Here is a 12,685-nt window from a genome sequence, read left to right as displayed (position 1 = left end):
CCGCATTTTTATTGTATCATCGGAATCGTAACTTCTGGCTTACATCCAATCGAAGAATAATAAATAACATCACCGTAAAAGACCAAAGCGAGGACCCTCCATAGCTAAAAAATGGCAGAGGAATGCCGATGACAGGAGTCAGTCCAAGTACCATCCCGACATTAATGACCACATGAAAAAACATGATACTCACAATGCTATAAGTATAAACCCTCGTAAAGGTATCGCGATAACTCTCCGCTATCTTAATTAATCGGAAAAGCAACAAAACATACAGGACTAAAACAACAGCAGAACCCACAAATCCATATTCTTCGCCTACAGTACAAAAAATAAAATCGGTATCTTGTTCCGGCACATACTTTAACTTAGTCTGGGTTCCCTGCAAAAAGCCTTTCCCCCAAAAACCTCCCGAGCCAATAGCAATTTTCGACTGATTAACGTTGTAGCCAACTCCGCGTGGATCGTTTTCCATGCCTAACACCACAGCTATACGTGTTCGTTGATGTTGTTCCAACACATGGTCAAAGAAATAATCTCCTGAAAAACTGACAATTGTAGCTCCAATAGCAAATAAGCCAATCCAAAGATATGATCGCTTTCGTTTGAACAAAAACAAAAACAACAAATAAAGTGAAGATGCTATGACCAATACAAGCGATATTTTATCAAACACAATATTATACCAATTCTGTAGCAATAAACCAATCCCGAATAACACCAAACTGGCAAGAGCAAAATAACGCACTAATTTCCAATCACGCTCGTAGGCAATAATAGCACCTATTTCAATCACATAAATAATTGATAAAGCCAATAAAAAACCAAGAGAACCCACATTACTGTAAATAGGTACTTCGCTTAAGGGCAAAACAATAAGAAACAATAGGATTAAGCATGCTACAATTAATAAAAATATGCCAGGCAATCCTTCCCTGTAAAGCATCAGAAAAAATGCAAGAAAAACCAAAGCAGAGCCTGTTTCAGACTGTAAGACAATTAAAATGAATGGAACAAGAATAATGCTAAAGACCCACATTGCATCTTCCCTTTTTGAAAGAGAAAAGCCAGGATGGCTAATATATTTTGCCAAAGCCAAAGCGGTAGCTAATTTTGCCAATTCTGCAGGTTGAAAACTGACAGGCCCAAATACTAACCAGGAATGAGAACCTTTTATATTTGGAGCTACAAATATGGTAATAGCAAGCAAAAACAACACAGCAACATAAAAAATATAGGCCAGCTGCTCATAATACTTACTATCGAGAAGCAATATTATGCCTCCAATAACAAATGCACAGGCGATCCATATCAACTGCTTCCCGGAACGGTATTCAAATCCCCAAAAGTTAGTCTGGTGAAAACCATAACTTGCTCCATACACATTAAACCATCCGAAGATGATCATTATCAGGAAAATGAGAATAACCCACTTATCGAGTAGGCGGGACAATTGAATTTTTCTTGCCATAATTAGGAATCAATACTGTATTTTCCATTTGTGTTTCAAGTGCTTGCCGCGCAGGAGAAATTTGTCGTGTCAAATAATATTCTATCATTAGACTAGCAATGGGAGCGGCGTATGTAGCTCCGAATCCACTATTTTCAACAATACACATAATTGCAATTTCAGGATGATTCATAGGAGCAAATCCCATAAAAATGGAATGATCTTTATGAGGAGGATTTTGTGATGTACCTGTTTTGCCACAAACCAAGATTGAATCGCTAAAATTTGCAATTTTTGAAGTACCGTAAATCGCTGATTGTCTCATTCCTGCTACTACAACATCATAATAACGCTCATCAATAGGTGGAACATGCTTAACTAAATAACGGGGATCAATATTCTCACCTTCTATAGAACGAACGACATGAGGAGTAATCCAATATCCACGATTTGCAACACAAGCAGCCAAGTTTGCTATTTGCAACGGAGTAGCGATTATTTCTCCCTGTCCAATTGCATCAGAAACAATGTTTAACGAAGTCCACCGTCTCCTGCCATGTTCACGATCATATGTTTTAGTTGTAGGAATAAAACCACTGTTTTCATTAGGTAAATCAATGCCCAATTTGTGTCCAAATCCAAAAGTTAAAATATCATTTCTCCACGTATTGAATGATTGCTCAATATTTTTATACTTCTTGCTGTCAAGCATGGCTCGAAATTCAGTACAAAAATAAGTATTACAGGAATAAGCAAGTGCTCCTTCCAAATCAAGCGGCGAAGGATGAATGTGACATCCCACTTTAAAATGGCCCACAAAATATCCACCATGACATGCTACACGCGTATCTTTTGTTGTAATACCTTCTTGTTGAAAAATAAGAGCATTAGCTGCTTTGAAGGTTGATCCAGGAGGATAACGGGCCATAATAGATCTATCCAACAAAGGCTTTTCCGGATCGTTTAGCATTTCCTGAAAAAGAGCAGAACGCTGCCGTCCAACCATTAACTTAGGATCGTAACTCGGAGAAGATACCAACGCCAAAATTTGACCAGTAGAAGGTTCAATTGCAACGATACTTCCACGTTTCCCCTGCATTAGCTTCTCGCCCAAAGCTTGCAATTCGATATCTATCCCTAATGTAATATCTCTACCGGTGACAGGTTGCTTATCATATTTCCCATTATCATAACTACCTTTAATCCGCCCCCTTGAATCTCTTAACAAAATCTGAACACCTTTCTCTCCTCTCAGAACAGATTCATAGCTTTTTTCAATGCCAGTAATTCCCACATAATCTCCCGGTTTATAATATGGATCATTTTCAATAGTTTCACGAGATACCTCACCAATAGCACCTAATGTATGTGCCCCTGCATCATAAGCATAATCGCGTACCGAACGTTTCTGAACCGAAAACCCCGAGAAATGAAATAACTTTTCCATCAAACGGGCATAATCGTCAGGTAATACCTGTGTAATAAATATCTGGGGAATATAAGGAGAATACCCACGATTTATTGATCGATCCTTGATTTCGCTCATTCGTTGATCAAACCATTCTTTAGTAATCCCAACGGTATTGCAAAAGTCAGTCGTATCCAGATCCGAAATTTCATTCATGGTAACCATGATGTCATATGCTGGTCGGTTATAGACCAATAATTTACCAAAACGATCATAAATCAAACCACGGGATGGATACAATATGCGCTTATAAAATGCATTATCATCTGCCATGATTTTATAAGCAGAGGTAAAAACCTGCAGACTTAGCAGCCGGACAGTATAAATCAACACCACTAAAACGATCAAACCACCGAGAACATACTTTCGGTTTTGCAGTTTGTCATTGATCATTATATCTTTGATTTTTGGACACTTAAAACAAAAAGGAGCGTCAGTGAAGCATTAATAACAGTTTTGATCAAAACCATTTCATAATGTACAAAGGTAAACGCTTCAAGTGAAAAAAGCAATAAATGCAGAAGAACGATTAAAAAAGCGGCATATTTCACATAAACCGGCAATCCTAAAATTTTCACAGATGGCTCATAAAAAGCTAATGTATTATCACGAGGAACCACAACTTTCAGCACCGGAGCTCTCATATAAGCTACAAAAACAGTCGCAAACGCATACATACCGGGCGTATTAGAAAATATATCCAGAATAGACCCCGTTAGAAAAGCTATAATAAGTAATGCCGACCTATTTATATTCGAAGGTAATCCTAAAATGAACCAGATATAAAACAAAGGATTCACATAACCCAAGAATCGAATATTGTCGAAGATTAGCACCTGCAACAACATCAAAATCACGAAACGTATCAGATGTTTCAAAATTAAGCTGCTGTTCATTGTTGCCCCTCCTCTTGAACCGTTTGTAGTTCTTCCATATTTTGGTACTGAAGCACGTTGACATACGTAAGCGTACCAAAATCCGTAAACAATTTAGCCGTTATATCGTAATACGAAGACGTAACCGGCTTTTGTGCTTTAGTGACTATTCCTACAGGTATTCCTTCTGGGAAGATAGCTGAAAACCCACTGGTAATCAATGTATCGCCAACCCTTACATCGGCATGTCGGGGCACTTCAAGCAACTGTACATACTGGCTGTTTGTTCCATCCCATATTAAACGGCCAAAATCATTGGTACGTTTAACCTTACAACTTAATTGCATTCTCGAATTAAGCACTGACATGACTGAAGCGTAATGATCGCTCACAGCGGTTACGATACCAACTACTCCCTGGCTATTGATCACTCCCATTTCGGGATGAATGCCGTCTAAGCGTCCCTTGTTAAGCGTAATGTAATTGCGGAGTCGGTTAATACTGTTACCAATTACTTTAGCAGAAACATAATGATATGATTGATCCGGCGCAATTTGCAATAGGCCGTGTGCAGAATCTTTCAACGCTTCCTGTCTACCTTGTAAGAGAGCAACACGATTAAGAAGTAGGGTATTTTCAGTAGCCAACTGGCGGTTAGTTTTTTCTAAACCGAAATAGGAAGTTACTCCACTCTCGGCATTCAGAAGTGATGCCGCCACTTGGTTACTGGAAGACAAAAATGAAGCATGTTGAAAACTGTTTTGGTTGACAACGATAACGAGTGAAAAAACTTCTAAGATAACAAATACAAAAGTTCCTCCATAACGTAACAAAAACCGGAGCAGTTGTTCCATGCTGATCTACAGTACGAGATTATCTCAACAAGAATGAGAATCGATTTACATTCTTCAATGCAACACCGGTACCACGGGCTACGGCATGCAATGGATCCTCTGCAATATGGAAAGGAATATTCATCTTACTTTCCAGACGTTTATCCAAACCTTTCAGCAAAGCACCACCACCAGCCAAATAAATGCCGTTATGCACGATATCAGCATATAATTCGGGAGGCGTCTGCTCCAGTGCGCTCAACACAGCCGTTTCAATCTTTGAAATAGTTTTGTCCAATGCATGAGCAATTTCCTGATACGAAACAGGGACTTCCATTGGTAATGCAGTCATCCGGTTCGGACCACGTACCACATAATCTTCAGGAGGATTTTCCAATGAAGTTAGTGCTGCTCCCACGTTTATTTTAATCAATTCTGCCGTACGTTCCCCAACCTTCATGTTATGCTGGCGTCCCATATATTCCATGATGTCATCAGTCAAATCATCACCGGCAATACGAATCGATTTATTGGTAACAATACCGCCAAGGGAAATAACAGCAATTTCTGTTGTTCCTCCACCGATATCAACCACCATGTTTCCTTCCGGAGCTTCTACATCAAGGCCAATTCCAATAGCCGCAGCCATTGGTTCATAAATCATATAAACCTCGCGGCCTCCGGCATGTTCGGATGAGTCACGAACAGCACGAATTTCAACTTCAGTGCTACCGGATGGAATGCAAACTACCATTTTCAATGACGGAGTAAACAGCGTCTTTTGTGTCTGCATCATTTTTATCATGCCACGAATCATCAACTCAGCAGCAAAGAAGTCGGCAATCACACCATCACGCAATGGACGGACAGTACGAATGTCTTCGTGTACCTTACCTTGCATCTGGCGAGCTCGTTCCCCAACAGCAATTAGCTTGTCGCTACGACGATCCAATGCCACAACAGAAGGTTGATCGACTACAATCTTGTCATTATGAATGATGATAGTGTTCGCTGTACCTAAGTCGATCGCAATTTCCTGGGTTAAAGAAAATAATCCCATATTCGGTTTGATTAAATGTTTAGGCGTTTTAATGTTTAAAGTGTCTGATGCCCGTAGTTACCATCGATTGCCCGTGCGCATTACAAGCGTCTATTGAATCTTGATCGCGAATTGATCCACCCGGTTGAATAACTGCAGTAATACCTGCTTCATGGGCTATTTGTACACTGTCTGCAAACGGGAAATAAGCATCTGAAGCCATCACGGCACCTTGTAATGAAAGATTAAACGAATGTGCTTTTTCTATTGCATGGCGTAATGCATCAACACGTGATGTCTGTCCGACACCACTCCCGCACAATTGTTTGTTCTTTGCCAATACGATAGCATTGGACTTACTATGTTTTACAATTTTGTTAGCAAAAAGCATGTCTTCAACCTCCCTGTCAGTAGGCACTTTTTGTGTCACCACTTTCAGATCGGAGGCATTTTCGACTTGCGTATCCTGATCTTGTACCAAGATTCCATTGAGGGTTGAGCGGAATTGTCTTGCCGGCAATTTGCCACCTTGCAAAACAAGAATAATACGATTTTTCTTTTGTGTCAATATTTCGAGCGCTTCGACATCATAGTCGGGAGCCAAAATAACTTCAAAGAAAATCTTGTTGATTTCTTCTGCAGTAGCTTTATCGACAATTGCATTCGTAATCAATACACCTCCAAATGCAGAAACCGGATCTCCTTCAAGGGCAACTTTCCATGCTTCCAAGACGGTATCCCTTGAAGCAAGTCCACAAGCATTATTATGCTTCAGAATCGCAAAAGTCACCTCATCAAAATCATTGATCAGGCGAATAGCAGCATCAATATCGAGTAGGTTGTTATATGAGATTTCCTTTCCTTGGAGTTGTTGGAACATGTCTTGCAATTCTCCATAAAAAACTCCCTGCTGGTGTGGATTTTCTCCATAGCGCAATACTTTGGCACTATCAACAGCTACTCTGAATTTACTCCCTTCATTGCCATCAAAATAGTTGAAAATAGCTGTATCATATGCTGACGAAACTGCAAAAGCTTCTTTGGCGAAAAATGTCCTTTCTTCCAGCGTGGTGACAGCTCCATTCTCATGGATAATATCAAGAAATGGCTGATACTGCTCCTGAGAAGCCACAATCACGACATCGCGAAAATTTTTAGCTGCTGCACGTATTAATGAAATTCCTCCGATATCAATTTTTTCCACGATTGCTTCTTCAGAAGCTCCGGAAGCCACCGTTTCGGCAAATGGGTATAAATCTACAATAACTAAATCAACGGTCGGAATTTCATACTGGGCCACCTGAGCAAGATCTCCTTCAACGTCTCTCCGGTAAAGAATACCGCCAAAAACTTTAGGATGTAATGTCTTTACACGACCTCCAAATATTGACGGATAACCGGTTAAATTTTCAACAGCCTGGCAAGGTACACCTAACGATTCAATAAATGTTTGGGTGCCTCCGGTTGATATAAAAGAAACACCTTGTGCATGTAATGTTAGAATTATATCGTCCAGGTTTTCTTTGTGAAAAACTGAAACAAAGGCTGTTGTAATCTGTTTTTTGTCACTCATATGGTTGTCGTTTAATGAATGCAAAGGTATAGAAAATGTTTGGATAATCCACGTAAGCAAACGATTCGTTTTAACAATTATTACTCTCATTTTTTGACATCAAAGCCCGGAAAAAATCATTTATTCATCCATTTCATATCGAACTCATTTTGACTTTTTAGTTTTCGCTTCCCACCCCCAAGATGGGGGCTTAAATGTTATAGGAAGAGTCGTTGTCAAAAGAATTTTTAGTCTGGATCTTCTATCCGGTCGTGACATTCCACAAACGATGAAATCAAACCTTCCCAAAACAGGAATTACCCTTAGCAAAAAATGCAGATTCTGTTTTGTTGATCAAATTGCCTCCTTCATGACTGACTTGGTCAAAGAACGTCAATGATATTTCTTCCTCATTCCTGAGTGGCCAAATAACATGAACGTTTTTGGCGGCCTCACTGCTGATTCATCAAATACCACCAATGTTTTTGCTCCCTCATTCCTGAGTGGTTAAAGAACATCAACATTATTGCCTGCCTCACTGCCGATTCATTAAATAACACTAACATTTTTGCTCCCTCATTCTTGAGTGGTTAAATAACATCAACATTTTTGCTTCCTCATTTCTGAACAGTTAAAGAACGTAAACATTATTGCTTCCTCATTTCTGAGCGGGCCTGGAATGTTAAAAAAATAGCTTGCCGCAGCGTTGCAGTTGACGAGATAAGCCTTATTCTTTATCCAAACAGGATTGTTTTTCTATAATTCTTACTGCATATTGCTATCTGTTCATGTAGCTCTTGCCGTATAATGGCATCTCCATCATCCAGACAACAGTGACAAAACAATTGCGGGTCATGCCACAATTCAGGAGTGAGTCTCCGCCAAAATCCTGATAAAGCCATACCGTAAACCTTTCCATAAATTGCATTTGCGGGAGCAGTCGCTGTTTTGTATTTTTGTACATATAATTCAAATGCAATTTAGCATTATTTGATTCACGAAAAATGGCTGACTTTTTTAGCATTCACAACATACTTATCGAAATCTGGGGATACAAAATGAGCATGGTCGAGTTCTTGGGAACCATCACAGGACTGCTCGCCGTCTTGTTGGCAACCCAGTCAAACATATGGTCATGGCCGATAGGCATTGTCAATTTCATCCTTTCCTTTTTGTTATTTTACCAGGTAAGTTTATACAGTGACATGTTCCTGCAAATCTATTATTTTATTACAGGCATTTACGGATGGATATACTGGTATGGCAAAAAAGAAGGAGAACAAACGCCCATTACCTATCTGACCAAGAGGGGAAGGCTCGTCCACACATCTTTAACTATTGTAGGAACGTTAGGAGTGGGATATTTCATGAGTCACATCCACCAGCTTTTCCCGACAGCTTTTCCCAAACCGGCAGCATATCCCTACCCTGACTCCTTTGTAGCTGTATTAAGTATTCTGGCAAACTGGATGCTGGCTCAACGAAGAATTGAGAACTGGGTTTTATGGATCATCATCGATGCCATCTGTACAGTGATGTATTGGATCAAAGGCATTCAATTTTTCTCTCTCGAATATTTTATCTTTCTTATCATGGCCATTTATGGGCTAACCAACTGGATTAATATTTATAACAAAACAAACATGTCGCTCCAGTCAGAAGAAGCATTGTAATCATTAGTTATTCATTCCCTGGTCAAATTGTTTCAAATCAATAACTATAAGGGATATCTGTTTTTAGTACACTAAACAAAATCATACAATCATGAGTTTACAAGAAGAATTAACCCGGCGTATCCTGATCCTTGACGGTGCAATGGGCACCATGATTCAGAAACATAAGCTAACTGAAACCGACTTTCGAGGCCATCTTTTTCAAGATGCGATCAAACCACAGCGAGGCAATAATGATTTGCTTTGCCTTACACAGCCCGATATCATTCATCAAATTCACTACGGATATCTCGAAGCCGGAGCCGATATTATCGAAACCAACACCTTCAATGCACAACGCATTTCACAAAGCGACTATGGCATGGAATCGCAAGTACACGCCATTAACTTTGCCGCCGCCCAATTAGCGCGCAAAGCAGCCAATGAGTTTACAACACCGGACAAGCCTCGCTTTGTAGCCGGATCTGTTGGTCCGACAAACAAAACAGCGTCTCTTTCACCCGATGTAAACAATCCTGCCATGCGGGCGGTCACATTCGACCAACTGGCAGAGGCATACCACGAGCAAATGATAGCGCTGATCGAAGGAGGAGTGGACGCTTTGTTCGTTGAAACCATTTTTGACACGCTAAACGCCAAAGCAGCTATCGTTGCAGCACAACAGGCTATGCAAACAACCGGGAAAACAGTTGCTTTGATGCTTTCGGCAACGGTGGCCGACAAAAGTGGCAGAACGCTGTCCGGGCAAACCATCCGGGCATTTCTGGCCTCCATCGAGCATGCTCCGTTGCTTTCGGTAGGATTGAATTGTTCATTTGGAGCCAAAGATTTAAAACCATATTTGGAAGAACTCTCTTCCATAGCTCCCTGGTATGTCAGCTCCCACCCCAATGCCGGACTACCGAATCAATTGGGGGAATATGATGAAACTGCCGAACGGATGTCTGTTCAAATCAAGGAATATATAGATGAAAAGCTGATCAACATTATCGGAGGATGCTGTGGAACAACACCGGCTCACATCGCCGCTTATAATAAACTTCTTGAAGGAGCTGCCATCCGCACCGTACCTCCGGTTTCAACGCATACTCACCTATCGGGACTTGATTTTTTTGAAATTACACCTGAAAATAATTTTGTCAATATCGGAGAACGATGCAACGTTGCCGGATCACGAAACTTCTTAAAACTGATTCAGGCAAAACAATATGATGATGCCGTTTCCATTGCCCGTAAACAAGTGGAAGAAGGAGCGCAAATACTGGATATCAACATGGACGATGCCATGCTGGATGCAAAAACAGAAATGGTCACGTTTTTAAATAGCCTGATGTCCGATCCTGACGCAGCACGTGTCCCTGTCATGATTGATTCATCAAAATGGGAAGTTATTGAGGCAGGATTGAAATGTGTACAAGGAAAATCCATCGTCAATTCGATTAGTTTAAAAGAAGGCGAAGAACTCTTCCTGCAACACGCCCGCCTGATACGTCAATATGGAGCAGCCACCGTAGTAATGGCTTTTGACGAAAAAGGTCAAGCGGATACGTATGAACGTCGTATCGCTATTTGTAACCGGGCATACCATTTATTAACCGAAAAAGCAGGATTCCCTCCCCAGGATATCATTTTCGATCCCAACATCCTGGCTATAGCCACCGGCATTGAGGAACATAACCGTTATGCCATTGATTTTATCCGGACAACCGAATGGATTAAACAAAATCTGCCCGGAGCCAAAGTAAGTGGTGGCGTCAGCAATCTATCATTCTCTTTTCGTGGCAATAACAAAGTTCGGGAAGCTATGCATTCTGCGTTTCTCTATCATGCCATTAAAGCCGGCATGGACATGGGAATTGTGAATGCAGGCATGTTACAAGTGTATGAATCCATTGATAAAGAATTACTGGAATGCACTGAAGATGTCATCTTCGACCGGCGTCCTGATGCTACGGAACGTTTGATTGAACTGGCTGGAAAGCTCAAAAGCACAGCCGACAACACGCAAACCACTGCAAAAGAAGAAGCCTGGCGTTCGCTTCCGCTCAATGAACGGCTGGCTACCTGTCTGGTTAAAGGAGTCAACACCTACCTTGAAGAAGATTTAGAGGAAGCCTTAAAAGCTTATGAAAATCCGCTCTCCATCATTGAACAACCTTTGATGGAAGGAATGGGCATTGTCGGGCAGTTATTCGGGGAAGGTAAAATGTTTTTACCCCAGGTGGTCAAGACTGCCCGCGTCATGAAACAAGCCGTCGCCATTCTCCAACCCCATATTGAAGCCTATCAGAAAGGTGCCGAAACAAAAAAGGCCGGAAAAATTGTATTGGCAACCGTCAAAGGAGATGTTCACGACATTGGGAAAAATATTGTCGGGGTCATCCTCGGATGCAACAATTACGAAGTGATTGACTTGGGCGTTATGGTGCCTTCGGAGAAAATCCTTCAGGCAGCTATAGATCATCAGGCAGATGCAATCGGATTAAGCGGCCTCATCACACCATCACTTGAAGAAATGTCGCATGTAGCGGAAGCCATGCAAAAATCGGGATTCACCATTCCCCTTCTGATCGGTGGAGCCACTACGTCAAAGATCCATACTGCACTAAAAATTGCACCCCATTATACGGCGAATGTTGTGAGCCATTCACGGGATGCTTCGCAAGCAGTCATTGCTCTGGGACGTTTACTCAATCCCAATTCTTATACAGCATTTGCAGAAGAAATCCGTTCTGAGCAGGCTGTCATTGCCAATAAAGAACAACAAACTGCTCCCCTGTTATCGTATGAGGAAGCAGTAAAAAATGCCCTGACTATTCATTGGTCTGATTACACCCCTTTCAAACCAAAACAATTCGAGAAACATCATATGGAGATCTCCATTGAGACGTTGATTCCTTACATCGACTGGCGATTCTTCTTCAAGGCATGGCGAATCACCGGAAATTACCCTGATATTGCTGCTATTCATCGGTGCGTTGCATGCGAAACGGGATGGATTAATAACTATCCTCCTGAAGAGCAGGAAAAAGCAAAAGAGGCTTTGAAACTTTTCCGTGATGCACAGGATATATTGGCGCTGTTACAAGAAAACGGCGTCACGGCGAAAGCCGCCTTTGATTTCTTTGAAGCGACAACGATGCCGGAAAAGGATGTAATGATTATACACACTAAAGAAGGGAAACTTACTATCCCAATGTTAAGACAGCAAACATTAAAGCCGGATGGTCAACCTAATTTATCTTTGATTGACTTCATCATGCCTGAAACATTTGGGAAACCTGATTATATAGGAACCTTTGCCACCTCTATTGCCGGAGGTGAAACGCTATCCAAAACATTTTCCGAAAAGGGAGACGACTATACAGCCCTGTTGATCCAGTCACTCACAGACAGGCTTGCTGAAGCAGCGGCGGAATATGTTCATCAGCATATCCGAAAAACAGCATGGGGGTATGCTCCCGATGAAGTTTTATCGGAAACCGAATTATTGAAAGAACACTATCAGGGCATACGTCCGGCCGTTGGATATCCTTCCCTACCCGACCTTTCCGTCATTTTCGACCTTGAACCTGTTTTGCATCTTTCTGAAATAGGCATTCGATTGACTGAGAATGGAGCAATGATGCCCAACGCCTCTGTCGCCGGCCTGGTATTTGCCAATCCACAAGCACGCTATTTCATGGTTGGAAAAATCACAGCAGACCAACGCGAAAAATATGCGGCACAACGAGGCATAACGGTAGCCGAATTACGTAAATGGGTACCAGCATAAATAACGAAGAGGGGTCAGTG

At 41.3% G+C, this 12,685-nt stretch carries 9 protein-coding genes; 2 read left to right on the top strand and 7 right to left on the bottom strand.

Going from position 1 to position 12,685, the window contains the following annotated elements:
• Window positions 1–16 precede the first annotated feature (16 nt).
• The 7 genes from rodA to FHX64_RS00165 all read right to left on the bottom strand — a co-directional run bounded on the left by rodA (window position 17) and on the right by FHX64_RS00165 (window position 8,181).
• Window positions 17–1,474, bottom strand: a complete 1,458-nt coding sequence (gene rodA, locus FHX64_RS00195; protein WP_425487955.1) for a rod shape-determining protein RodA — start codon at window positions 1,472–1,474, stop codon at window positions 17–19.
• The gene (locus FHX64_RS00190) at window positions 1,434–3,311 is read right to left on the bottom strand and encodes a penicillin-binding transpeptidase domain-containing protein (protein ID WP_183411830.1); all 1,878 of its coding nucleotides are present in this window, start codon (window positions 3,309–3,311) and stop codon (window positions 1,434–1,436) included. The genes rodA and FHX64_RS00190 overlap by 41 nt, the downstream gene beginning before the upstream one ends.
• Window positions 3,311–3,796, bottom strand: coding sequence for a rod shape-determining protein MreD (gene mreD, locus FHX64_RS00185; protein WP_183411829.1), 486 nt, complete (start codon window positions 3,794–3,796; stop codon window positions 3,311–3,313). The genes FHX64_RS00190 and mreD overlap by 1 nt, the downstream gene beginning before the upstream one ends.
• 14 nt (window positions 3,797–3,810) lie before the next feature.
• Entirely contained in the window at window positions 3,811–4,647 is an 837-nt protein-coding gene (gene mreC, locus FHX64_RS00180) for a rod shape-determining protein MreC (RefSeq protein ID WP_183411828.1), read from the bottom strand.
• A gap of 19 nt (window positions 4,648–4,666) precedes the next feature.
• Window positions 4,667–5,686 carry a rod shape-determining protein gene (locus tag FHX64_RS00175; protein ID WP_183411827.1) on the bottom strand — a complete coding sequence of 340 codons (1,020 nt, stop codon included), beginning with the start codon at window positions 5,684–5,686 and terminating at the stop codon, window positions 4,667–4,669.
• Between the two features lie 28 nt (window positions 5,687–5,714).
• Window positions 5,715–7,238 (bottom strand): bifunctional phosphoribosylaminoimidazolecarboxamide formyltransferase/IMP cyclohydrolase, encoded by a 1,524-nt coding sequence (purH, locus tag FHX64_RS00170; protein WP_183411826.1) that lies wholly within the window; start codon window positions 7,236–7,238, stop codon window positions 5,715–5,717.
• Window positions 7,239–7,995: 757 nt separating this feature from the next.
• The gene (locus tag FHX64_RS00165; protein ID WP_183411825.1) at window positions 7,996–8,181 is read right to left on the bottom strand and encodes a hypothetical protein; all 186 of its coding nucleotides are present in this window, start codon (window positions 8,179–8,181) and stop codon (window positions 7,996–7,998) included.
• 40 nt (window positions 8,182–8,221) lie between these two features.
• Here FHX64_RS00165 and pnuC point away from each other — a divergent pair, with 40 nt between their 5' ends.
• Window positions 8,222–8,890, top strand: a complete 669-nt coding sequence (gene pnuC / locus FHX64_RS00160; protein WP_183411824.1) for a nicotinamide riboside transporter PnuC — start codon at window positions 8,222–8,224, stop codon at window positions 8,888–8,890.
• A gap of 88 nt (window positions 8,891–8,978) precedes the next feature.
• The gene (gene metH, locus FHX64_RS00155; protein WP_343053500.1) at window positions 8,979–12,665 is read left to right on the top strand and encodes a methionine synthase; all 3,687 of its coding nucleotides are present in this window, start codon (window positions 8,979–8,981) and stop codon (window positions 12,663–12,665) included.
• Window positions 12,666–12,685: the final 20 nt, after the last annotated feature.

It is taken from the genome of Microbacter margulisiae (genome assembly GCF_014192515.1).
Taxonomy (GTDB): Bacteria; Bacteroidota; Bacteroidia; order Bacteroidales; family Paludibacteraceae; genus Microbacter; species Microbacter margulisiae.
Note: the sequence above shows the minus strand (reverse complement) of the source record. Positions and strands in the feature narration are given on the sequence as shown.

Excerpts from the sequence above, each read along its gene's own strand:
- purH (WP_183411826.1), bottom strand. The coding sequence starts at position 7,238 with ATGAGTGACAAAAAACAGATTACAACAGCCTTTGTTTCAGTTTTTCAC.
- FHX64_RS00175 (WP_183411827.1), bottom strand. The coding sequence starts at position 5,686 with ATGGGATTATTTTCTTTAACCCAGGAAATTGCGATCGACTTAGGTACA.
- mreC (WP_183411828.1), bottom strand. The coding sequence starts at position 4,647 with ATGGAACAACTGCTCCGGTTTTTGTTACGTTATGGAGGAACTTTTGTA.
- FHX64_RS00190 (WP_183411830.1), bottom strand. The coding sequence starts at position 3,311 with ATGATCAATGACAAACTGCAAAACCGAAAGTATGTTCTCGGTGGTTTG.
- FHX64_RS00165 (WP_183411825.1), bottom strand. The coding sequence starts at position 8,181 with ATGTACAAAAATACAAAACAGCGACTGCTCCCGCAAATGCAATTTATG.
- pnuC (WP_183411824.1), top strand. The coding sequence starts at position 8,222 with ATGGCTGACTTTTTTAGCATTCACAACATACTTATCGAAATCTGGGGA.